This is a genomic window from Paenibacillus sp. 7541 (assembly GCF_002276395.1).
Lineage (GTDB): Bacteria > Bacillota > Bacilli > Paenibacillales > Paenibacillaceae > Paenibacillus_AQ > Paenibacillus_AQ campinasensis.
Genome location: NZ_NQLZ01000005.1, coordinates 169,288 through 190,937 on the forward strand (window position 1 = coordinate 169,288; position 21,650 = coordinate 190,937).

Annotated in this window: 22 protein-coding genes and 1 other annotated feature; of the genes, 21 read left to right on the forward strand and 1 reads right to left on the reverse strand. The window is 53.8% G+C overall.

Going from position 1 to position 21,650, the window contains the following annotated elements; translation table 11 throughout:
* Nucleotides 1-13: 13 nt before the first annotated feature.
* Together CHH75_RS03025 and CHH75_RS03030 are read left to right on the forward strand one after the other, a co-directional pair.
* On the forward strand, nucleotides 14-661 hold the full coding sequence (locus tag CHH75_RS03025) for a cysteine hydrolase family protein (RefSeq protein ID WP_095263057.1): 648 nt from the start codon (nucleotides 14-16) through the stop codon (nucleotides 659-661).
* Between the two features lie 118 nt (nucleotides 662-779).
* Nucleotides 780-2,180: an MFS transporter gene (locus tag CHH75_RS03030; RefSeq protein ID WP_095397422.1), complete on the forward strand. Its 1,401-nt coding sequence runs from the start codon at nucleotides 780-782 to the stop codon at nucleotides 2,178-2,180.
* Nucleotides 2,181-2,261: 81 nt separating this feature from the next.
* Here the strand turns inward: CHH75_RS03030 and CHH75_RS03035 are convergent, their stop codons facing one another.
* On the reverse strand, nucleotides 2,262-3,335 hold the full coding sequence (locus CHH75_RS03035; protein ID WP_095263059.1) for a M42 family metallopeptidase: 1,074 nt from the start codon (nucleotides 3,333-3,335) through the stop codon (nucleotides 2,262-2,264).
* Between the two features lie 706 nt (nucleotides 3,336-4,041).
* On the opposite strand from CHH75_RS03035, the gene spoVAC reads away from it, so the two are divergent.
* The 19 genes from spoVAC to CHH75_RS03130 all read left to right on the forward strand — a co-directional run bounded on the left by spoVAC (nucleotide 4,042) and on the right by CHH75_RS03130 (nucleotide 21,277).
* Nucleotides 4,042-4,533, forward strand: a complete 492-nt coding sequence (gene spoVAC / locus CHH75_RS03040) for a stage V sporulation protein AC (protein ID WP_095263060.1) — start codon at nucleotides 4,042-4,044, stop codon at nucleotides 4,531-4,533.
* 6 nt (nucleotides 4,534-4,539) lie between these two features.
* Entirely contained in the window at nucleotides 4,540-5,553 is a 1,014-nt protein-coding gene (spoVAD, locus tag CHH75_RS03045; RefSeq protein WP_095263061.1) for a stage V sporulation protein AD, read from the forward strand.
* Between the two features lie 4 nt (nucleotides 5,554-5,557).
* On the forward strand, nucleotides 5,558-5,908 hold the full coding sequence (gene spoVAE, locus CHH75_RS03050; protein WP_095263062.1) for a stage V sporulation protein AE: 351 nt from the start codon (nucleotides 5,558-5,560) through the stop codon (nucleotides 5,906-5,908).
* A gap of 246 nt (nucleotides 5,909-6,154) precedes the next feature.
* Entirely contained in the window at nucleotides 6,155-7,111 is a 957-nt protein-coding gene (locus CHH75_RS03055; RefSeq protein ID WP_095397423.1) for an AAA family ATPase, read from the forward strand.
* A 1-nt stretch (nucleotide 7,112) separates the two neighbouring features.
* Nucleotides 7,113-8,357, forward strand: a complete 1,245-nt coding sequence (locus CHH75_RS03060; protein WP_095397424.1) for a DUF58 domain-containing protein — start codon at nucleotides 7,113-7,115, stop codon at nucleotides 8,355-8,357.
* On the forward strand, nucleotides 8,354-10,561 hold the full coding sequence (locus CHH75_RS03065) for a DUF4129 domain-containing transglutaminase family protein (protein ID WP_330163908.1): 2,208 nt from the start codon (nucleotides 8,354-8,356) through the stop codon (nucleotides 10,559-10,561). The genes CHH75_RS03060 and CHH75_RS03065 overlap by 4 nt, the downstream gene beginning before the upstream one ends.
* A gap of 149 nt (nucleotides 10,562-10,710) precedes the next feature.
* Complete coding sequence (locus tag CHH75_RS03070; protein ID WP_095263065.1) at nucleotides 10,711-11,241, forward strand: YqeG family HAD IIIA-type phosphatase; 531 nt, start codon at nucleotides 10,711-10,713, stop codon at nucleotides 11,239-11,241.
* Nucleotides 11,238-12,365, forward strand: coding sequence for a ribosome biogenesis GTPase YqeH (gene yqeH, locus CHH75_RS03075; RefSeq protein ID WP_095397425.1), 1,128 nt, complete (start codon nucleotides 11,238-11,240; stop codon nucleotides 12,363-12,365). Before CHH75_RS03070 ends, yqeH begins: the two co-directional genes overlap by 4 nt.
* 37 nt (nucleotides 12,366-12,402) lie before the next feature.
* Nucleotides 12,403-13,278, forward strand: a complete 876-nt coding sequence (aroE, locus tag CHH75_RS03080; RefSeq protein ID WP_230875541.1) for a shikimate dehydrogenase — start codon at nucleotides 12,403-12,405, stop codon at nucleotides 13,276-13,278.
* A 67-nt stretch (nucleotides 13,279-13,345) separates the two neighbouring features.
* A complete protein-coding gene (gene yhbY, locus CHH75_RS03085) occupies nucleotides 13,346-13,636 on the forward strand; it encodes a ribosome assembly RNA-binding protein YhbY (protein ID WP_095263067.1) in 291 nt (96 codons plus the stop codon).
* Nucleotides 13,637-13,673: 37 nt separating this feature from the next.
* Nucleotides 13,674-14,264, forward strand: coding sequence for a nicotinate-nucleotide adenylyltransferase (locus tag CHH75_RS03090; RefSeq protein WP_095397426.1), 591 nt, complete (start codon nucleotides 13,674-13,676; stop codon nucleotides 14,262-14,264).
* Complete coding sequence (gene yqeK, locus CHH75_RS03095) at nucleotides 14,248-14,826, forward strand: bis(5'-nucleosyl)-tetraphosphatase (symmetrical) YqeK (RefSeq protein WP_095263069.1); 579 nt, start codon at nucleotides 14,248-14,250, stop codon at nucleotides 14,824-14,826. Before CHH75_RS03090 ends, yqeK begins: the two co-directional genes overlap by 17 nt.
* Nucleotides 14,823-15,170 (forward strand): ribosome silencing factor, encoded by a 348-nt coding sequence (gene rsfS, locus CHH75_RS03100; protein ID WP_095263070.1) that lies wholly within the window; start codon nucleotides 14,823-14,825, stop codon nucleotides 15,168-15,170. The genes yqeK and rsfS overlap by 4 nt, the downstream gene beginning before the upstream one ends.
* Nucleotides 15,167-16,084 carry a CvfB family protein gene (locus tag CHH75_RS03105; protein ID WP_095263071.1) on the forward strand — a complete coding sequence of 306 codons (918 nt, stop codon included), beginning with the start codon at nucleotides 15,167-15,169 and terminating at the stop codon, nucleotides 16,082-16,084. Before rsfS ends, CHH75_RS03105 begins: the two co-directional genes overlap by 4 nt.
* A 30-nt stretch (nucleotides 16,085-16,114) precedes the next feature.
* Complete coding sequence (locus tag CHH75_RS03110) at nucleotides 16,115-16,885, forward strand: class I SAM-dependent DNA methyltransferase (RefSeq protein WP_095263072.1); 771 nt, start codon at nucleotides 16,115-16,117, stop codon at nucleotides 16,883-16,885.
* Nucleotides 16,886-17,158: 273 nt separating this feature from the next.
* Entirely contained in the window at nucleotides 17,159-18,022 is an 864-nt protein-coding gene (locus CHH75_RS03115) for a sugar phosphate isomerase/epimerase family protein (RefSeq protein ID WP_095263073.1), read from the forward strand.
* 30 nt (nucleotides 18,023-18,052) lie between these two features.
* Nucleotides 18,053-19,222 carry a Gfo/Idh/MocA family protein gene (locus CHH75_RS03120; RefSeq protein ID WP_095263074.1) on the forward strand — a complete coding sequence of 390 codons (1,170 nt, stop codon included), beginning with the start codon at nucleotides 18,053-18,055 and terminating at the stop codon, nucleotides 19,220-19,222.
* A 27-nt stretch (nucleotides 19,223-19,249) separates the two neighbouring features.
* A complete protein-coding gene (locus CHH75_RS03125; protein ID WP_095263075.1) occupies nucleotides 19,250-20,323 on the forward strand; it encodes a Gfo/Idh/MocA family protein in 1,074 nt (357 codons plus the stop codon).
* A gap of 72 nt (nucleotides 20,324-20,395) precedes the next feature.
* Nucleotides 20,396-21,277 carry an AraC family transcriptional regulator gene (locus tag CHH75_RS03130; protein ID WP_095263076.1) on the forward strand — a complete coding sequence of 294 codons (882 nt, stop codon included), beginning with the start codon at nucleotides 20,396-20,398 and terminating at the stop codon, nucleotides 21,275-21,277.
* A 47-nt stretch (nucleotides 21,278-21,324) separates the two neighbouring features.
* Nucleotides 21,325-21,585 (forward strand) — a binding site (T-box leader).
* Nucleotides 21,586-21,650: the final 65 nt, after the last annotated feature.

A 21,650-nucleotide genomic window follows, 5' to 3' on the forward strand; every position in this document is an offset into this window, starting at 1 on the left:
ATGACTTTATCCGATGAAATCATTAAACGAACTGCTGTTAAACAGTAAAACGGCCGTCGTTGTCGTGGATGTGCAAAATGATTACTGCCACCCGGAAGGGGCTTTGCCCCGCGCCGGATGTGACATCAGCGGCATACCGGGGATGATCGGGCAGCTGCAGAAGCTGCTGATATCTGCGAAGGAGCACCAAGTTCCGGTCATTTATATTCAGACGCTTCATGAACCGGCAACGGACTCTGAAGCGTGGACAACCCGTTCCTCCGGGCGTTCTGCGAGCGTATGCCGGGTGGGCAGCTGGGGGGCCGAGTTTTATGAGGTGACACCAACGCAGGATGACATTATCGTCAACAAGCATCGGTACAGCGCATTTGTAAACACACGTCTCGACTCGGTGTTAAAAACGCTCAAGATTGAAACATTAATTATGACGGGCGTCAGCACGAATGTATGTGTAGAATCGACCGCCAGAGACGGTTTTATGCTTGATTATCATATTGTGTTGGCCGAGGATGCCTGTGCCTCATACTCCCGAACAGCACACGAGATGACAATGGAGAATATCGCGGGCTATTTTGGCAGCGTGTGCGGAGTACAGCGAATCGTGGATGTCTGGGCTGACAAAGCCCCGGAGTATCGCGAGTCAATGTCACTCTCCCGCTGACAGAAGGAGATGGAATAGAAACGACGGATGGATAAGCTCTCTTTAAATTTTAAGGGGGCTTTTTGTTTGAACCAGTACATGAATGATCCATATTGAATAACAAAGCTGGTGAATCAAGATGAATAGCAGGACACAGCGGCTTGCGCAATATACGATATGCATGGGGGCGTTTCTATCAAATTTGTCGGCAGGGATGTTTAATATTGCGCTTGTTGATATCGCAGGCTCCTTTGCAACGACCATTTCATCCGCTCAATGGATTGTGACCGCGTATCTGCTGGTCATTTCCATCCTTCTGCCCGTAATGGGCAAGCTCGGAGATAAGATGGGCAGGCGCGTGATTCATAACGCAGGAGCGTTTCTGTTTATGGCCGGATCGGTCTTCTGTGCGCTATCCCCTTCACTGAATGGCCTGATTGCTGCAAGAGGGCTGCAGGGAGCGGGGGCCGCGATGTACCAGGCTACCAATATGGCGCTGATTGTTTCTGCTTTTCCAACCGCGCAGCGGGGTAAAGCGCTCGGGTTAATCGGCACCTTTGTCGCAGCGGGGTCTATGATCGGACCGAGCCTCGGGGGGGTTCTGATTCAGTGGTTCTCCTGGCGCAGCAATTTCTGGATGCTTGCTGTGCTTGCGCTTGGGATGTGGATATGCGCACAGCGCTTCATCCCGAAAGATGAGCCGGATGGGGAGAGCCGTCTGGACGTGCCGGGGGCCATATGGTTTGCCGTCTCCCTGACAGGACTCGTTACGGCGGTCAATATGGGCGCGCGCTGGGGTTGGGGGTCCTGGCAGGTTTCCCTGCTGATCCTCCTGTTTCTTGCCGGGGCTTGCGGTTTCGTCGGCTGGTGCCTATCTGCTCGCTGGCGCAAGGAAGGGCGCAGGGAGCGTCCCTTTATCAAGCTGGAGCTGTTCCGGGATGCCGGAATCAGCCTCGGCATATTGACAACCATTATCACTTATATGGCTGCTTTTGCGGCCCAGCTGGCGCTGCCGATATTTCTGCTTGGGGACCTCGGTATCGCCCCGGCTATCGCTGGCCTGATTATGGCGGGATATCCGTTATCTCTCATTATTGTCTCGCCTCTATCGGGCAGTTTGTCAGACAGGCTCGGCACCTTCCCGCTGCTTAGTGCCGGACTGTTCATGATGACAATCGTTTTGATGGCGCTCAGTTTTGTGTCAGCTTCCTATCCTTTAATTGTTCTTATCTTACTGATTGTCTTGCTAGGGGGATCGATGGGAACGATAACCCCGCCGAACAATTCCCTTGTGATGAACCGGGCTGCCCAATCGGATCTCGGGCTAATCAGCAGTCTTCTGGCCCTTTCCCGCAATCTGGGCATGATGTTTGGAACAGCCGCCGGAGGCGTGCTGCTGTCTCAGTCTGGGGGCGCTGACAGCGCTGGCGGGATGCGGATGATGTTTGCGCTGACGACCGGGCTCGTAGCTGCGGTTCTTGTTGCGATTGTGCTGTCCTTTCGGCTGGCCAGACATAAGGAGCTTTCTTCTTCATCCTAGGCAGTGGACAATATACAAAGAAGACCATCCGGCAAAAGCCGGATGATCTTCCAAGTGAACGATGTGGACGGCAAGCGAGGATCAAGCCCGTTCCAAGATCGTATTCAGTGTGGTGCGGTCAAGCCCTTTGACAAGCTTGATCAGCAGCTCTCTGGCCGCCTCGTAATCATCGGTATGGATAATCGATGAGGACGTGTGAATGTATCTGGAGCAGATGCCGATGATGGTGGACGGCACGCCGATACCGCTCAGGTGTACCTGGCCGGCATCCGTTCCGCCCGGAGATACAAAGTACTGATATTTGATCTTGTGTGTCTCGGCAGTATCCTGCACGTATTCGACCATCCCGCGATGGGTCAGCATAGTCGGGTCGAAGATGCGAAGCAGCGCGCCTTGCCCGAGCTGGCCGAACTGGCTTCTGTCACCCGTCATGTCATTTGCAGCACTGGCATCGAGTCCGAAGAAAATGTCCGGCTGAATCAGATTGGCAGCGGTGCGGGCACCGCGAAGCCCAAGCTCTTCTTGAACCGTAGCGCCAGCATAAACGATGTTTGGCAGCTGTTCGCCATGAAGCGCTTTGACCAGCTCGATGGCCAAACCGACACCATAGCGGTTGTCCCATGCTTTGGCCATAATCTTCTTCGGATTTGCCAGCGGCGTAAATTCGCAGATTGGAACAATCTGCTGGCCCGGACGAATGCCGAATGATTCGGCTTCCGCCTTGTTGTCAGCGCCGATATCGATATACATCGACTTGATGTCAACCGGTTTGCTGCGCTGAGCTTCATCCAGCAAATGGGTCGGCGTCGATCCGACCACCCCGATGATCGGTCCATTGTCCGTTATAATTTGCAGACGCTGGGCGAGAATGGCCTGGCTCCACCAACCGCCCAGTGGCTGAAAGCGGATCATGCCGGCCTCGGTAATGCCGGTAACCATAAATCCGACTTCATCCATATGGCCTGCGACCATGACCCGCGGTCCTTCCTCCTTCCCTCTCAATACGGCGAACAGACTGCCGAGGCGGTCCTGTACGAACTCGTCGGTGTAGGGGGAGAGGGCGTTCTTCACCCAAGCCCGAAGCTCGCGCTCAAAGCCCGGCGCTGCCGGGAATTCGGTCAATGTACGGAATAGCTCGCGTGTCGATTCATTCATTCTATGATTCGCTCCTTCGTATAAAGGTATGTATAATCTGCATAGTTCTAGTATGCCCCCGGCACGTACAATTGTCCACCTGACGACGATATGCCATGGCGGCTTTGAGGGCATACATACGATTACCTTCGTCATGACACTCCGCGAGAAAGGAACGGCGCGAACCCTGTTCATGAACACTTTGAACAAGCACCCGATCCCCTGAGCGGGAATACGATATATGGACCACTGCTTTACTTGGATCTCGGAGGGAAGGGACAGGACTGACTATGGGCCAACATTCAGGGGATGTGTGGGAACGGCAAGCGGATGTGAGAGATCTTCTGCTCATCGTGGTGCTCTTTATATTATTGGTTATTTTGCTGCTGTATGTATTGATTTAACCTGGTAAATAACGATGTCTGAAAAACAGTGTCCAGCCTTCGCTGGGCGCTGTTTTGTTGTATGCGGCTACCGGCTATGGGGAGACGCGCTAACACCGGGCGATTTCAGGCCGTTTAAATGGACAAGCTTATCGAACAGGCGGTAGGGAGCGCCTATTATAAACCGCCAGTTTGTGCCAAAACGGGAATGAATATTGGCAAGCAAGGACCATTTTCCAAACATAAAGGAAGATCATTCAAAGCATAATGATGACTAGGATATCCTAGCTATTTCGCCGGATCCTTTCGTGCGAATCAAATCACATACCGGAGGTGCGTTCATAATGTCTGACTCCAATCAAGCATCCCAGTCAAGCTTAAGCCAGATGAGCTCGGATGAATATAAAGCCATTGCCAAAAAACACGAACCTTCCCGACCGGTCATTCGAAACTGCATTCGGGCGTTTCTGGTCGGAGGTCTTATTTGCTTGATTGGTCAATGCATTCAGGAGTTTTTTATGTCGGTGTTTGACATGACCACCAAAGAGGCAGCCAGTCCGACCGTGGCGGTTCTTATTATTATCTCCGTCATTCTGACCTGCTTTGGCGTGTATGACAAAATCGCCCAGTGGGCGGGTGCAGGCAGCGCTGTGCCCGTGACCGGGTTTGCGAATTCCATGTGTTCCGCCGCTTTGGAACATCGTTCGGAAGGGCTGGTTCTGGGTGTGGGGGCCAAAATGTTTAAACTGGCTGGTTCCGTTATTGTATTCGGTACAGTGGCTGCTTTCATTATCGGCATCATCTATGCCCTGCTGGGCTTCGGTGGAAGGGGGTAAGCGGACATGAAGGTAACCGGACAGACATGGGAATATGAGAACAAACCGGTCATTATCGGAACAGGCACCATTGTAGGTCCTGAGGAAGGGGAGGGGCCGCTGGCCGAAGATTTTGATTATGTCTACGATAACATTCGGATCAATGAGAAGACTTGGGAGAAGGCCGAGCGGAGACTGCTGGAAGAAGCCGCCCGAAAGGCTGCCGAGAACGCTGGAATCACGGAAGACGAAGTTCAGTTTTTTGTTGGCGGAGACCTGATGAACCAGATTATTAGCAGTTCATTTGCCGCCAGACAGATGGGCGTGCCTTATCTGGGCGTGTTCGGCGCATGTTCGACCTCGATGGAAAGCCTGGCCGTTGCGTCCATGATCGTGGATTCGGGCGGGGCGAAATATGTTATGGCCGGCACGGCAAGTCATAACTGTACGGTTGAGAAGCAGTTCCGATATCCGACGGAGTACGGTTCCCAGAAGCCGCCCTATGCGCAGTACACCATTACCGGCGCAGGCTGCTCCGTGGTATCTGATCAGGGCGACGGTCCCTCCATAACGCATGCGACGATCGGCAAGGTGATGGACCTTGGCATCAAGGATCCGTTTAACATGGGTTCGGCCATGGCCCCGGCGGCAGCGGATACCATTACGAAGCACTTTAAGGACACAGGGCGCAAAGCCTCCGATTATGATCTGATTGTAACCGGTGACCTGGCTTCGGTTGGCTTGCCGATTGCCAAGGATCTGCTGAAGCAGAACAACGTTGTGATGGACGGAACGATATTTGATGACTGCGGCCTGATGATCTATGACTTGACCAAGCAGAAATTCGTTAACGCCGGCGGCAGTGGCTGCGGCTGCTCAGCCGTGGTTACGTATGGTCATATTCTGAAGCGCATGCGAAAAGGGGAGCTGAAAAGAGTGCTTGTCGTGGCTACGGGAGCGCTTCTGTCGCCGCTTTCTTATCAGCAGGGGGAGACGATTCCTTGTATCGCGCACGCAGTAGCATTAGAGATGGGAGGTTAACGAGATGCAATTTTTATGGGCCTTTATTGTCGGCGGCCTCATCTGCGTTATCGGGCAGCTCATGATGGACCTTATCAAGCTGACGCCGGCGCATACGATGAGCACGCTGGTCGTTGTCGGAGCGATTGCCGATGGCCTCGGCTTGTACGATCCGCTCGTGAAATTTGCGGGAGCCGGCGCATCGGTACCCATCACCAGCTTCGGCAACTCGCTTGTCCATGGCGCGCTGACCGAGCTGGAGAGGGACGGATGGATCGGTGTTGTCACAGGGATATTTGAGGTGACTAGCGCGGGGATATCCTCCGCGATTATCTTCTCCTTTATTGCCGCCCTTCTGTTTCGCCCAAAAGGTTAAGAACTTTTCCTTGAAGCTTTCGGGAAGCCGATTTGCCAAACATGATCCGGCCAACATATCGTTCAAAACTGAATTGCCGAACATAGCACGAAAGCCCTGGTATGTTAAACCAGGGTTTTTTGCTGTGTATTAAAGGAATTTGGCTGTGGACGGCGATAAATAACGCACTTGAATGTACTCCGGCATCCCAATCATGTACAATAGTACTAAACCATCTATTTATTCCCTACAGGAGGTTAGTCATACATGCCCGTAAGCCAAGAATCCATGAAAATCATTTCCTCGGTGCGATCCAATCTGGAGTCGTGCCTGCTAGGCAAAGAATTTGAGATACAGCTGCTCCTCACAGCGCTGCTGGCTGGCGGCCATGTTCTGATCGAGGATGTACCTGGAACCGGCAAAACCCAGCTCATCAAAGGGCTTGCCAAATCGATGCAAGGGGATTACAGAAGAATCCAGTGCAACCCGGATATTCTTCCTAGTGATATTACAGGGGTGTCCGTGTTTCATCCGCGGGATGAACGCTTTTATTTCCGGCCGGGACCCGTGATGACCAACATTCTTCTGGCCGATGAAATCAATCGTGCCACCACGAAAACCCAATCCGCTTTGCTGGAAGTCATGGAAGAGCGCAGCGTAACTGTTGATGGCGAAACCCATGCGCTTCCGCATCCGTTTATGCTATGTGCAACCCAGAATCCGATTGACTTTGAAGGTACGTACATGCTGCCAGAAGCGCAGCTGGACCGCTTCATGCTGAAGCTGAGTCTTGGCTATCCTGATGCCGCAACCGAGAAGGAGCTGATGGTTCGCTCGCGTGAAGGACAGCTGACGGACAAGCTTGCACCGGTCACTCATATGGAAATAATCGCGGCCATTCAGCATGAGATTCGTGAGGTATACCTCGGAGATCCTGTGGCTGATTATTTGTTGAATATAACCCGCGCTACCCGTGAACATCCGGCTGTGCTGCTCGGGGCCAGCCCGAGAGCTACGCTATCGTTCATGAACGCGGCCAGAGCTTATGCTTTCCTGCAGGAGCGCGATTACGTGCTTCCTGATGACGTCAAGACCCTTGCCCCTTACGTCCTTTCGCACCGGATTATGCTGCGTCCGGAGTCCAGGCTAGATAACACCAATGCCGAATCGGTGCTTCAATATATTTTGCGTCAGGTGAAAGTGCCTGTACAGATGGGGAAATAGCATGCGTCGTGCGGTTTTCTTATTACTGAAAGGGATGCAGCCGTCCAAACTGGCAGCGGTGTTGGCGGTATGGGGCATTTGTTTGCTGTATGTGCTCTTTCAAGGCGGCAAAACCTCGCTCATGCTGTTCTCTATGGTAAGTCTGCTTGCGATTTATATTATCGGTGCCGGGTTCGGCGGAGTTAATCGCGTGAAAGCCTCGCGCAGCGTATCCGGCACAGGCAACCGGGAGACGCTGCGCGCCGGGGAGCAGGTGCGCATTCAACTGAACGTGAACGTGCCGGGCCTGCTGCCGATGCCCTACCTCATTATCCGCGAAGTGCTCAAACGACATAATGGCGACACCTGGTCCTTTGAGGACAGTGTCATTCCCAACTTTCGCGGTGAAGGGCGTCTTACATTTCAGACTCCCTCTCTGGAGCGGGGGAGATATGCCTTCTCCAATACCGAATGTATCAGTGAAGATATTTTCGGACTGATGGAACACCGGGGGCGTATCGAGGTGGCTACCGAATTCCGCGTTCTGCCGCGGACGATCCATATTCCGGATTGGCAGCGCAGCATTCGCAACTCCAGGCTTGGTGGCACACAGACGACGATCTCGTCTTCACGCCGGGAGACGACACAGATCAACGGCGTCCGGGATTATGTATACGGCGATCGGATCTCGCGGATCCACTGGAATGCAACTGCCAAGACAGGATCGTGGAAGTCGAAGGAGTTCGAGCATGAGTCTTTTCCGAAAACGATGATCGTTCTGGACTGTACCGCCTCGAGCTATGAGCATTCGCAGCAATTCGAACTGGCGGTATCCGCTGCAGCCTCTCTGATCGAATATACGGGCCGCGAGCATACAGGAACAGGCTTGTTCACGGCGGGCCAGGAGCCGAAGCTGTTTCCGCCAACCGATAACAAGGGCGACCGGATGCGCATGATCCAGCATTTGGTGGACGTAGATAAAGACCGTAAGGGCGATCTTATTACCGCTTTGGAGAAATCATATCGTCATTTTCCTAAAGGCGCCCTGTTTATGCTGATCAGTCCGATGACAGGCCGGGAAGCTGTAGAGGTGCTGCGCTGGGCCGAGACGAGGGGCATGAACCCTTGTTTCTTGCGAATCGAAAGCGCGAATCAGGCGTCTGCGCCGGATGAAACGCTGCAGCTGCTGAAGACGCGGGGGATATCCAGCTACGCCACTTCGACACTGGAGGGGCTTCCTGCCGCACTAGGAGGTGGTGTCACGTGAAGCTATGGGTGGACAAGCTGTCGTCAGTATTCTTTCAGGGGCTGACCATGCTGTGGATATGGATCATTGGCATGCAGTGGGTATCCTTTACGGAAACGATCTGGCTGGATGAGACGACAGCAGTCGTTATTGCAGCGTTGTCCATTACAGCGATCATTGAAGCTTTGATACCGGCAACGTTCGTTTTAAGGATGCTGCTGCAGGTGGCACTCATCGCTTTCTCCGTCCACAGAATTCTGGATGCTCACGGGTTGCCTGTGCCAACGGACATGGTGAGGGGCCTGCTGTCGGACGAAGCATCGTATCTGTTGCCTTACTTGTGGTTTGCGCTGGCGGCGTGGGCGATCGTCTTGCTCATCGTTAGGCTGTCGGACAGCAGAAGAAAGATTCTAATGATCATTGCGATCAACGTCATCAGCTTTACGATACTCGATTCTTTCACCCATCTTGAGCTGTGGGATGAAACGGCATGGATTGCCGCTGCCGGCATGGGCTGGCTGGTGACAAGCCATTTCAATAAATTCAGGGCGCGGTTTCCGCAAGGTTGGCGTCATCTTTCCAAGTCTCCGTTCAAGATTATCGCCAACATCCTGGTTATCTTTTCGTTAATTATATTGGCCGGGGTGAACATGCCCTATGTTCAGCCAACACTGACAGACCCGTATACGGCGTGGAGGGAACTGAGCGGATCACCGCTGTCGGGTACTTCTACAACAGGCACCGGATCTTTGCTCGAAGTGCCGACGGAAAGCACGTCCGGGTATGGCCGGGAGGACAATAACCTCGGGGCTGGATTCAACTTCGACTACTCACCTGTTATGACAGTGAGCTCTGATGAGCGGAGCTATTGGCGAGGAGAGGTCAGAACGCAATACTCAGGGACCGGTTGGGCAGACGGAGGCGGGCGCAGAGGCGGTTCGGATGTCCGCCTGAACGATGACCTGCAAGGCGATTTGTCCACGACGGTATCAACGAAGAGCGTTCAGCAAACAATAACGATGCTGAGCGATGATGTCTATCCCGTATTATTTGGGGCCTACGCCGTTTCTCGCATCGACAGCATGGATGCCGATATCGACCCTGACTTGCTGCGCTGGGTGCCTGAAGGATCGGAGCTTCACATGAGGAGCCAGCAGCGTTATCCGAAGAGCTACACCGTGACATCGGAAATTCCGGTAATTCCTGTGGAAGAGCTAAGTAAACGAACTTATGAAGAGCTGTACTCAAGCTCGGTGGACGATGCTTATTTGCAAATCCCGAGGAATTTTCCGGACCGGGTAGAGCTGCTCGCGGAAGAGGTAACCGCTGCGGGGCAGACGCCTTATGAGAAAGTGGTGCTGCTGCAGGAGTATTTGCAATCGAATTATACCTACACCAACTCGCCGGATCTGTCCCGCAAGCAAAGTCCCGACTTTGTGGAAGGGTTTCTGTTTGAAATCCGGGAAGGCTATTGCGACTACTTCTCAACCTCGATGGTCATGATGGCCAGATCGCTGGATATTCCTGCACGCTGGGTGAAAGGCTACGCACCGGGAAGCGTGTCCATTCAAGAGTTCATGCCGATGGATGGGATGGTCAGCATGGATCCTGGCATGTACACGGTCACCAATGCCGATGCGCATTCCTGGGTGGAAGTGTACTTCGGGGAGTACGGCTGGATTCCAATTGAGGCTACGCCAGGTTTCAGCATGCCGATTCTGACTAGCATGGAGGAATCCGAGCCGGTCATTTCGGAGGAGCTGCTGGAAGAGGAGGAGGCTCTGGAAGAGTCTGCACCGGCTGCGGCACCAGAGCAGGCATCCTCCGGCCTTATGAAATGGATTGTGATGATCGCAGCGGCAATTATCGCCCTGTGGGGGGCCTACATTCTGTGGAGAATGAAGCTCGATCTGCGTTTCGCAGGCGCACGCCTGAAAGCAGGCAAGCCGCTGACACCAGCGGACAAGGTGATTGCCGAGACGGAACGCTGGCTGCGCTTTGTCCATCGGAGAGGGCTTGTGCGCGAGTCACATGAAACTTTGCGGGAATCCATCATGCGCTGGGCGGATACGTATCCGACACTTCGGACTGAACTGCATCCGCTGTTGCGGAAGTTTGAGTCCGCCCGTTACAGCCCTGCCCAGGTGCAGGAGGACGAGTGGCGCGCCGTCCAGGAGCAGGCTGATCTGCTCAAGAAATCGATGAAGAAAGTCAAACTTATTTAAATAAGACCGCCCGGGTTTCCGAAACTGTCGGAATGCCGGGTGGTCTTTTGCTCGAATACAGCGCCTGGGGTTGAAATGAGCCAAGATGTTTTTTTACTAAGGAACCGGAATATGGTATAGTTTTTCGTATGAAATTGAGGTGACGTATCTTGTTTGAAATGCTTGTGCCCAAGCTCCGCGTAAACACCGTGTTTGATATTGATCTGGAGAAGCTCTATCAGCAGGGTTACCGCGGCATCATTACGGATTTGGATAATACGCTTGTCGGTGCGAAGGCGCCGCTGGCTACACCTGAACTGGTTGAATGGTTCAAGAAGGTGAAGGAGATCGGATTCCAGCTGATTATTGTGTCCAATAACCAACTGGAGCGCGTGTCGAAGTTTGCGACGCCGCTGGATATTGAATTTGTTCACCAAGCGCGCAAGCCGACCAATGCGCCGTTCCGCAAAGCGATGACGATGATGGACCTGCCTGCGGACCAGACGGTGGTGGTCGGAGACCAGATGCTGACGGACGTTTATGGCGGCAATCGATTGGGATTGTTTACGATTCTCGTCATGCCGATTGCCATTGGTGACGAAGGCTGGTTCACACGCCTGATCAATCGCCGGATCGAGCGGATCGCATTGACGCGGCTCCGCAAAAAGGGATTATGGTTTGAGGAGGAAAAGAATACATGACAGAGCCTTGGAGCGGACAAGACATCAAGAAATGCAGCGGCTGCGGCATTCGTCTTCAAAGTACAGCGCAGGGCGAGCCGGGATATTTGCCGGATAAGGCCTGGGAGCGGGAGCCGGTCATCTGTCAGCGATGTTTCCGGATTAAAAACTACAACGAGGCATCTTCCGTCGCGGTGGATCAGGATGAATTTTTGCGGCTGCTGGGACAGATCGGCGGCAAGAATGCGCTCGTTATTCATATTGTGGACCTGTTTGATTTTGAGGGGAGCCTGATATCGGGGTTGCAGCGGTTTGTTGGCAATAACCCGGTCATTCTGGCTGTTAACAAAACAGACCTTCTTCCGAAGGTGACCAACTGGAACAAGGTGCTCAACTGGGTACAAAAGAGCTGCAAGGAGCATGGCCTGAGAACGGTTGATATCGTGCTGTGCAGCGCCAAGAAGAACCAGGGCTTTGATCGGCTGCTGGAGTCGGTCGCAGCCCGCAGAGGAGACCGGGATGTCTATGTCGTGGGGGCTACCAATGTAGGCAAATCCACGCTGATCAACCGGCTGATCCGGGATTACAGCGATCTGGATCAGGAGCTTACGACATCGCGTTATCCAGGGACGACGCTCGATATGGTCAACATCCCGCTGGATGACGGAAAATTCATCATTGATACACCGGGGATCGTATACCCGTGGAGATATAGCGAATTGGTGAGCCGTGAGGATCTGGGCGCGATCATGCCAGGGAATCCGCTCAAGCCGATGGTTTATCAGCTCAATGAAGGGCAGACGCTGTTCTTTGGCGGGCTCGGACGGTTTGATTTTGTACAGGGGGAACATCAATCGTTCACCTGCTTTGTGAGCGGAAGGCTGAAGATTCATCGCACTAAGCTGGAGCGGGCGGATGAGCTGTTCGAAGAACATGCGGGTGAGCTTCTGTCTCCGCCGACGAGAGAGCGGCTGGCCGAGATGCCGGAATGGACCCGACACGAGCTTCGGATTCCGAAGGGATCCCGTCTTGATGTGTTCATGTCCGGTCTTGGCTGGGTTAAGGTGAACAGCGATCAAGGCGCGCTCGTAGCGGTTCATGTGCCGCGAGGCGTCAAGGTGCTGCTGCGCCCGTCCTTGATCTGACAGCAGGATGGAGACGGTTATTGATGGAGGCGGAGAAATGAACGGTAATATTATGCACGGCACTGTAGACGGCAGCAGTTGGCTGCTGCTCGGTGTCATGGGCGATCCGATCGCTCACTCCAAATCGCCGGTCATGCATCAGGCGGCGTTAGCCGAGCTTGGCCTGCAAGGCGCTTACGTCCCGCTTCACATACGTCCGAAAGGGCTTGCGGATGCAATTTCGGCCGTGCGTTCCTTACATTTTCGCGGTGTGAACGTGACAATTCCGCACAAGGTTGAGGTCATGAAGTACTTGGATGAAGTGGATGAAGGCGCAGCCCAGATCGGGGCGGTGAACACGATTGTGAATGACAATGGCAGGCTGAAGGGATATAATACGGACGGCATCGGATACGTCCGTTCCCTTAAGGACGAGGCGTGCCCGGATCTGTCCGGCAAGCGGATCGCGGTTCTCGGAGCCGGGGGCGCAGCCCGCGCTATTGTCTACGCGTTGATCGCCGAGCAGCCTGCAGTGATTTCGATTCTGAACCGGACGGAAGCCAAAGCGCGGGAGCTGGCCGAGGAATGGAGCAAGCTCGCGGACATCCGGGGGTTTGGCGAGGAGGCAAGCTGCGAAGTTCTGGCTGCTGCAGATGTCGTCATTAATACGACCTCGGTCGGCATGCATCCGAACATTGGAGATGTTCCCGTCAATCCGGACTTCATTCGCGAGGGGGCTGTCGTCAGTGACCTGATCTACAATCCGCTGAAGACGTCCCTGCTGCGCGAAAGCGAGCGAAGACAGTGCACCGTTCACGGCGGGCTTGGCATGTTTGTCAACCAGGGCGCTTACGCATTTGAATTCTGGACTGGGCTGGATGCCCCGGTGACGGCCATGCGGGAAGCGGTGCTTAACAGCTTTCGCTCAGGGTAAACTAGGGTTAAAATAAATAAAGACACTTGGATTTCAATAGATGAATCATTAAGGAGCACGTATATACATGTTAACTGGAAAGCAAAAGCGATTTTTACGGTCTCAGGCCCACCATCTGGATCCGATCTTTCAGGTCGGCAAAGGAGGAAGCAATGAGCATTTGATCAGACATGTGTCTGAGGCGCTTGAGAAGCGGGAGCTGATCAAGGTATCGGTTCTTAACAACTGCCTGGAGGATCCGCGTGATATTGCCGAGGAGATTTCGGCTGGCGCACATGCGGAACTGGTTCAGGTTATTGGCAAAACGATTGTGCTGTACAAGGAATCGAAGGATCACAAAACGATCGAGCTTCCTTGACGCATAAAAGCCACCTTGGTGCATAAGGGGATTCGTGATGAAGATAGGTATTATGGGAGGCACCTTTGATCCGATTCATATCGGACATCTGCTGGCCGCCGAAGCTGCCCGCGATGCCCACGCCCTGGATGAAGTATGGTTCATGCCGAGCCACATCCCTCCGCACAAGGAGGACGCAGGCATGACCGGCCGCGTGCGGCTTGCGATGGCCGCTGAAGCGATAGCCGGTCATCCGTCCTTTCGCCTGCTCGATTGGGAAGTGAAGCGGGGCGGGATTTCCTACACCGTTGATACGGTGAAGGAGCTGAAGGAGGTATATCCCGATCACAGCTTTGCTTTCATTATCGGGGCCGATATGGTCAATTATCTCCCAAAGTGGAACCGGATTGAGGAGCTTGCCGGGATGCTGACTTTTATTGGCGTCAACCGTCCGGGTTCGAAGCTTGCGGTTGATCAGCTGCCAGACTTCCTGCAGAAGGCGGTAGTGACGGCGGATATGCCGCTTGTCGATATTTCGTCCACGACGATTCGCGAGCGGGCGGCAGCGGGTAAATCCATTCGTTTTATGGTGCCGGACCGGGTATATGATTATATTGTTAGGAGCGGTATTTATGGTGTACAGCCGTGAGCAGTTGATGGAGGCGGTATCTGCCCAGATGCCAGCCAAACGATGGGCGCATACCCTTGGGGTTATGGAGACGGCAGTCCGGCTGGCGGAACAATACGGCGCGGACCCCGTCAAGGCGGATCTGGCGGCGATTTTGCACGATGTTGCGAAGTATTGGCCGGTACAGAAGCTGGAGCAGATGATCAAGGATCACGGCTTGTCTTCAGAGCTGCTGGATTATGACAAACAGCTGTGGCATGCCGAGGTGGGCGCTTTTGTAGCCAGGCAGGAATACGGTGTGGAGGATCAGGAAGTGCTGGATGCGATCCGATATCACACCTCTGGCCGCGTCGGCATGACCCTGCTTGACAAAGTGGTCTGTCTGGCCGACTACATCGAGCCGGGACGCGATTTTCCCGGGGTGAATAATATTCGCGATCTGGCCAACCATAGCCTTGAGGAGGCGCTGGTTGCCGGATTCGAGTCAACAATACAATTTCTTCTGTCGAGAAGGCAGATCATTTTTCCATTAACGTTTATGGCACGCAATGATCTTATTAAGCAATTGGAGGCGAATTCATGACATTAGGTCCAAATGAATTGTTACAAGTGGCCGTTCAGGCTGCAGAAGACAAAAAAGCAATGGATATCGTAGTTCTCGATCTAAAAGGGATTTCGCTGGTGGCTGACTATTTTGTCATCTGTCACGGTAACTCGGACACCCAGGTACAGGCGATTGCAACTGAAATTCGCAAGCGGGTGCATGAGGTTGGAGCTTCCCTGCGCGGTCTTGAGGGAATGGATGCCGCGCGCTGGGTGCTGATGGATATCGGAGATGTGGTCGTTCATATCTTCCACCGGGACGAGCGCGAGTATTACAACATCGAGCGTCTGTGGTCTGACGCCAAAGTGGTGGAGAAAGTATGAGCCTGCTCGCAGGGACCATCGTTGAGCTTGAAGTATCCCGAGAGGTATCTCCGTATGGATACTTTCTGAATGCCGGGGATCGGGATGTTCTGCTTCATTACTCGGAGATTATCGGGAAAATTCAGCCTGGCGACAAGGTTGAGGTGTTTATTTTCTTCGATACCGAGGACCGGCTCGCAGCTACGATGAAAAAACCATACTTGACTCTCGGCGAGACAGCCAAGCTGATGGTGGCTGACGTTCACCCGAGACTGGGCTGCTTTCTGGAGATGGGACTTGGCAGACAGCTGCTGCTTCCGATTCGGGAGCTTCCGGAGCTGCGCGAGCTCCATCCGCAGGTTGGCGACCATGTGTTTGTTACGATGGAGCATGACAAGCAGGGCCGTCTTCGGGCCAAGCTGGCCGGAGAAGAGCAACTGGCTCCGCTTGCGTTCCATGCACCTGACTCCTGGAAGGGAGAATGGTTCAATGCGCTGGTGTACAAGCCGCTTCAGATGGGAACGTTTGTCATCGTGGATGGCGGGGTCATCGGATTTGGCGTAATCGGCATGATTCACTCCTCGGAACGGACGCGCCTTCTTCGCCTTGGTGAGGAGGTCCGTGTGCGGGTAAGTCATATTCGTGAGGATGGCCGGGTTAATCTGTCGATGGTGCCGCGCAAGGAAGTCAGCCGTAACGATGATGCGGATCGGCTGCTTGCTTTTCTGAAGGAGCGTCCGGGGCATGCGATGCCTTATTCCGATGAAACACCGCCAGATATTATCAAACAGCGGTTTGGGATCAGTAAATCGGCTTTCAAGCGGGCGCTTGGGAAACTGATGAAGGACGGTCTCGTTACCCAGAAGGAAAGCTGGACCTACCTTGTGAATAAAGACGAGCCTGAGTCCCCAGATACAGCCAAACCGACGAAATAATTAAGCAAAGTTTCAGAAAGTGGTGCCGTCATGATGTCTTATCGCAAGTTCGCCTACGTATATGACCAACTTATGGAGGATATGCCCTACCCGGACTGGATCAGGTTTGCCAGAACGGCATGGGAGAAGCACGGGATGCCGAAAAGCGTTGCGGAGCTGGGCTGCGGCACCGGCAGCATTACAATTCCGCTGGTCAACTCCGGATTCGAGGTTACCGGGATCGACTTGTCTGCCGACATGCTGTCCGTTGCCCGTCGCAAGCTGGAGGACACTGCGGGCGGAAGCCGGCTGTACCGGGAAGGCAGCATCCGCTGGATTCAGCAGGATATGCGCTCCTGGGAGCTGCCGGAGCAGGTGGACTCCGTCATCTCCTTCTGTGACTGCTTCAACTATTTGCTGGAAGAGGACGATATCCGCTCCGCATTCGACAGAACCTATGCCGGTCTTAAGGAAGGCGGCACGTTTCTGTTTGATGTTCATCATCCGAACACATTTGTCCGCTACGATGAAGAGCAGCCGTTTGTGCTGGATGAGCGGGGCGTTTCCTACATATGGACCTGCGCACTGGATGAAGCCCGCTGCGAAATCGAGCATCATCTCTCGATTTTTGCGCGCGATGAGAAAGATCCATCCATCTATCGCCGGTTTGAAGAGACACATGTCCAGCGGGGTTACGACCCTGAATGGATGAGAACCGAGCTGGTCAAGGCCGGGTTTCGCGACGTGCAATGCTACGCGGACTTCGAATGGATCGAAGCCGGGCCGGATGCGAGCCGGCTGTTCTATGTTGCGATCAAGTAATGCGGCGGCATGCACGCGTTCTTAAATGAAATCGATGGGCATAAAATACACCTTCGTATAGCGTTCCAGCGCTGTGTGAAGGTGTTTTTGTATGCAGCCGGATTAATTGAAAGATGCGAATGCGCATGTTTATTTGACTGTGGTTAAGATGGAGCGGAAACGGTATAGGTTTGGCGATGGGACTGTGATAGGATGATCAAAAAATCAACGCACCTGTCATTGTCACGGATCTGTTGATGATGGATCACCGACGGGAAAGGATGGTATACGAGCATGAAGCTATCTGTTTTTACCGTAGCAACCCCGGACTTGACGCCGGAAGAGCTGGCCAAGGCAGCCATGGATGCCGGGATTGAAGGCATTGAATGGAGATTCAAGGAGGTGCCGCCGGAGGCTGCCGATGAGAGCCCATCCTTCTGGCGGAATAATCGCTGTTCCATCGACCCCGGGGGCTCCGAGGAGGAATGGCTTCGATTCAAGCGAGCAGCAGAGTTATATGGACGTAAAAGTCTGGCGGTGGTCCCTTATTTGACATGCGGGGATCTGGAAGCGACGGACAGCGTTATGAAAGCGGCTGCATTACTGGACGCCTCCTTCATTCGTATCGGGATTCCAGGTTATGACCGGACGTCCAATTACAATGAGCTGTATGCCCAAACGGTGGCCTATTTAACTGAAGTGGAGCAGATGGCTTCCTCTTACCGGCTGAAGGCGCTGGTGGAGACGCATCATCAGACGATTGCCCCGAGCGCCAGCTTGGCGTACCGGCTTGTCCGGCATTTTCACCCCGACCACATCGGCGTGCTCTACGATCCAGGTAATATGGTGCATGAAGGATATGAGAATTACAGGATGGGGCTGGAGCTGCTGGGGCCTTACCTGGCCCATGTTCATGTCAAGAATGGAGGTTACCACCGAGCGACCGCAGGCGGTCCGGGCAAAGCGGTCTGGGGTACGTCATGGTCTCCGCTCGATGAAGGTGCTGTTCCATGGGCACAGGTGATTGCGGATCTGCAAGCGGTGGGATACGACGGGTATTTCGGAATTGAGGATTTCAGCGGCACTCATGCATCCCGAGAGATGCTGATTCAATTTGCAGAGAAAATGGGGTTATGGACCAGCCTCAAAACGGTATAAGCAGCTTTTAGATAAAGAGGAGGAATGCACATGAAACAGGTCAGAATCGGTGTCATTGGACTTGGAATGGGATTCTCGCATGCGAAATCGCTGGCTTCCGGAGCCATAGCCGGGGCGAAGCTGACTGCAGTATGCGATATTAATCCGGCGAAGCAGCAGGCGGCTGCAGAGACGCTGCCAGCCGATGTAAAGGTGTGGAGCGATGCGGAAGCGATGGCGGCCTCGGGCGAGGTTGATGCTGTCGTGATCGCGACGCCGCATTACGGACATCCGCAGGAAGCGATCCGGTGTCTGAACAAAGGGCTGCACGTGCTGATCGAAAAGCCGGCCGGCGTATATACGAAGCAGGTGCGGGAGCTTAACAAGGTCGCTGCGGACAGCGGCAAGGTGTTCTCGATTATGTACAATCAGCGCTGCAATCCGCTGTATAAAAAGCTGCGCGAGCTGATCGCTGCCGGAGAGCTGGGGGAAATCCGCCGCACCAACTGGATTATCACCAATTGGTACCGCTCCCAGAGCTATTACGATTCCGGAGGATGGCGGGCAACCTGGGCCGGCGAAGGCGGCGGCGTGCTTATCAACCAATCCCCGCATCAGCTTGACTTATGGCAGTGGACGACCGGCATGATGCCTGTCCGGGTTCGCGCCTTCTGCGCCTTCGGAAAGTATCGCAACATTGAGGTTGAGGATGATGTAACGGCCTATGTGGAGTATGAAAACGGGGCGACGGGGGTCTTTATTACGACCACGGGCGAAGCGCCGGGGACGAATCGGTATGAGGTGAACGGGGACCGCGGCAAAATCGTAATTGAGGACGGCAAACTGACATTTTGGCGGCTTCGTGTTCCGGAGCCTGAATTCAATCAAACCTATAAGGGCGGCTTCGGCGAACCCGAATGCTGGAAATGCGACGTTCCGGTAGATCCGCATCATCCTCAGCATAACGGAATTTTACAAAATTTCACCGACGCGATTCTGAAAGGCACTCCGCTGATTGCTCCCGGAGAAGAGGGAATTCATGGCCTGACCCTGTCCAATGCGATGCATCTGTCCACCTGGACGGACAACTGGGTTGAGCTCCCGCTGGATGAGGAACTGTATCATAGCATGCTGCAGGAGCGGGCAGCGAACTCGGTCAAGCGCAAGCCGGTTCAGGAGATTGAATCTGTGGATATGAGCTCAACGTTCGGCTCTTATTGATGCTGAAGCAAGGGAGGAGGAAAGGTGATGGATCGCAGCAACGGAATGATGTATGCGCCCGAGGGCAAGCCGCAGCCGGTATGCAAGCCAGGCGAGTTTGTAATCGCGGCGATGGCGTTGGAGCACGGGCATATATACGGCATGTGCAACGGATTGATCGAGGCGGGTGCTGTGTTGAAATGGGTGTATGATGCGGACCCGGCCAAGGTGCAAAGCTTTTGTGATAAATATCCCGGTGTGAAAGCGGCATCCTCGGAGGCGCAAATCCTGGAGGACCCTGAAGTTGCGCTTGTGGCAGCGGCTGCTATTCCTTCGGAACGCTGTGCGCTGGGCCTCAAGGTGATGTCCCATGGAAAGGACTATTTTACAGACAAGACGCCATTCACAACGCTGGAGCAGGTAGCTGCTGCGCGTGCGAAGGCGGCAGAGACCGGAAGGAAGTACATGGTCTACTACAGCGAGCGCCTTCATGTGGAGAGCGCGGTTCATGCGGGGAAGCTCATTCACGACGGGGCGATCGGCAAGGTCGTCCAGGTGATCGGCACGGGACCGCATCGCTTGAACGCCGGGTCCAGGCCGGACTGGTTCTTCAAGCATGAGCAGTATGGCGGAATCTTATGTGATATCGGTTCTCACCAGATTGAGCAGTTTCTTTATTATACAGGCAACAAGAATGCGAGAATTGCCGGCAGCAAAGTGGCTAATTACGCCAACCCGCAATATCCGGAGCTGGAGGATTTCGGTGACGCTTCCCTGATCGGCGACAACGGAGCAACGGGCTACTTCCGCGTCGATTGGCTGACTCCCGCCGGACTTGGCACTTGGGGGGACGGGCGAACGATCATTCTCGGCACAGCAGGGTATATCGAGCTTCGCAAATATATTGATGTGGCCCGGCATCCGTATGGGGATCAGCTGTATCTCGTAAACGGCGAGGGCGAGTTCCATATGGATCTGCGGGGGAAGGTAGGTTATCCGTTTTTCGGGGAGCTTATTCTCGACTGTCTGAACCGTACGGAACACGCGATGACGCAGGAGCATGCATTTAAAGCCGGGGAGTTATGTGTACTCGCGCAAAAAGAAGCCGTGCGAATTCAATAATTGCTATATAATGAAGATCATGGAGAGCCCGCTCAGGCAAGAGGGGCAGCGGTGGTATAAGGAGGGTTGCTCATGACTTCATCATCCGATTCCGGGCGCATCTCGCTCTTCGATCCTATGGGGCAGCAGGAGCCGTTCGATTTCGGTTACCATGTGGATTCCCCGATGACCGGAGGCCAGTTTCATTCCCATTCTCTGTATGAAATCTATTATTTTCACGAAGGGCGCTGCACATATCTGATCGGGGATTCGATCTTTGTGCTGAAGCCTGGCGACCTGCTGCTGATGAACGGACTGACGCTTCATTGTCCGAAGGTTGAGCCGGGCACGCCTTACATAAGAAGCATCATCCATTTTGATCCCGCTTGGGTGTGCAGGGATATGCCCGAGTCTGTAAGAAGCGCTTTGCTTGAACCCTTTGCTTCCCTGCTTAATTACCGAATGACGCTGGAGGGAGCAAGGAAGGCTGAATTCGAGAGCATGCTGGCTGGCATGCATCGGCTTGGACTGTCGAAGAACAGGTTCGTTCGGGAGCGTATGGCGCTGAGGCTGCAAGAGATGATGTACATGATATCAGACTGGTGTCAGGGCGCGGTTCAGGACCAGGAAGCCGTTTCGGATAAGGAGCGGCATGTGCAGCATGTTATTTCATTTGTAGAGCAAAACTATATGTATGATTTGACCCTGGACCAAATCGCCAGGGAGGCGCATGTGACCAAGCATTATCTGTCCTCCCTCTTTAAAGAGATTACGGGCACGAGCGTGTTCAAATATGTATACAATCGCAGGATCAACCAGGCCAAAATTTTGCTGAGACTGAATCCCGATCTGAGCATTACGGAAGTCAGTCAGGCTGCAGGGTTCAAACATCTGGCTCACTTCAGCCGGATGTTTAAAGAGATGGTAGGCGCAACGCCGGAGCATTACCGCAAAAGCGGGGTCGACATTCATTGACTTCACCTTGCATTTTGGTTATAATAGCCACATTAAAATGATACACATGGAATGCGATGATGAGGACCAGTAATTCTGCATTGATCATCCAGAGAGCCGGCGCTTTAGGTGGAAGCCGGTTGACGATGGGAATGAAACTCACCTCGGAGCAGCGGTGTCAACCGGTGTCAGCAGCGCTAGTCTCGCTGAAGTGACCGACGAAGCATTGCCGTCTCATCCGCGCTAAGGATGCAAAAGTGAGTGAAAGGCGAAGCATGCCTTTGACTAACTAGGGTGGTACCACGGGAATCTAACCTCCCGTCCCTAGCGATCGACGCTATGGACGGGAGGTTTTTTGGTTTTAACCCTATCATCAAGCTGCCATCAAGACGCT

What these genes read in the sequence shown, in the direction of transcription:
- CHH75_RS03105 (WP_095263071.1), top strand. Translation starts at nt 15,167, where the DNA reads ATGAGCCTGCTCGCAGGGACCATCGTTGAGCTTGAAGTATCCCGAGAG.
- CHH75_RS03125 (WP_095263075.1), top strand. Translation starts at nt 19,250, where the DNA reads ATGGATCGCAGCAACGGAATGATGTATGCGCCCGAGGGCAAGCCGCAG.
- yhbY (WP_095263067.1), top strand. Translation starts at nt 13,346, where the DNA reads ATGTTAACTGGAAAGCAAAAGCGATTTTTACGGTCTCAGGCCCACCAT.
- CHH75_RS03130 (WP_095263076.1), top strand. Translation starts at nt 20,396, where the DNA reads ATGACTTCATCATCCGATTCCGGGCGCATCTCGCTCTTCGATCCTATG.
- CHH75_RS03115 (WP_095263073.1), top strand. Translation starts at nt 17,159, where the DNA reads ATGAAGCTATCTGTTTTTACCGTAGCAACCCCGGACTTGACGCCGGAA.
- yqeH (WP_095397425.1), top strand. Translation starts at nt 11,238, where the DNA reads ATGACAGAGCCTTGGAGCGGACAAGACATCAAGAAATGCAGCGGCTGC.
- yqeK (WP_095263069.1), top strand. Translation starts at nt 14,248, where the DNA reads ATGGTGTACAGCCGTGAGCAGTTGATGGAGGCGGTATCTGCCCAGATG.
- aroE (WP_230875541.1), top strand. Translation starts at nt 12,403, where the DNA reads ATGAACGGTAATATTATGCACGGCACTGTAGACGGCAGCAGTTGGCTG.
- CHH75_RS03030 (WP_095397422.1), top strand. Translation starts at nt 780, where the DNA reads ATGAATAGCAGGACACAGCGGCTTGCGCAATATACGATATGCATGGGG.
- CHH75_RS03090 (WP_095397426.1), top strand. Translation starts at nt 13,674, where the DNA reads ATGAAGATAGGTATTATGGGAGGCACCTTTGATCCGATTCATATCGGA.
- CHH75_RS03035 (WP_095263059.1), bottom strand. Translation starts at nt 3,335, where the DNA reads ATGAATGAATCGACACGCGAGCTATTCCGTACATTGACCGAATTCCCG.
- spoVAC (WP_095263060.1), top strand. Translation starts at nt 4,042, where the DNA reads ATGTCTGACTCCAATCAAGCATCCCAGTCAAGCTTAAGCCAGATGAGC.
- CHH75_RS03120 (WP_095263074.1), top strand. Translation starts at nt 18,053, where the DNA reads ATGAAACAGGTCAGAATCGGTGTCATTGGACTTGGAATGGGATTCTCG.
- rsfS (WP_095263070.1), top strand. Translation starts at nt 14,823, where the DNA reads ATGACATTAGGTCCAAATGAATTGTTACAAGTGGCCGTTCAGGCTGCA.
- spoVAD (WP_095263061.1), top strand. Translation starts at nt 4,540, where the DNA reads ATGAAGGTAACCGGACAGACATGGGAATATGAGAACAAACCGGTCATT.
- CHH75_RS03055 (WP_095397423.1), top strand. Translation starts at nt 6,155, where the DNA reads ATGCCCGTAAGCCAAGAATCCATGAAAATCATTTCCTCGGTGCGATCC.
- CHH75_RS03110 (WP_095263072.1), top strand. Translation starts at nt 16,115, where the DNA reads ATGATGTCTTATCGCAAGTTCGCCTACGTATATGACCAACTTATGGAG.
- CHH75_RS03025 (WP_095263057.1), top strand. Translation starts at nt 14, where the DNA reads ATGAAATCATTAAACGAACTGCTGTTAAACAGTAAAACGGCCGTCGTT.
- CHH75_RS03060 (WP_095397424.1), top strand. Translation starts at nt 7,113, where the DNA reads ATGCGTCGTGCGGTTTTCTTATTACTGAAAGGGATGCAGCCGTCCAAA.
- spoVAE (WP_095263062.1), top strand. Translation starts at nt 5,558, where the DNA reads ATGCAATTTTTATGGGCCTTTATTGTCGGCGGCCTCATCTGCGTTATC.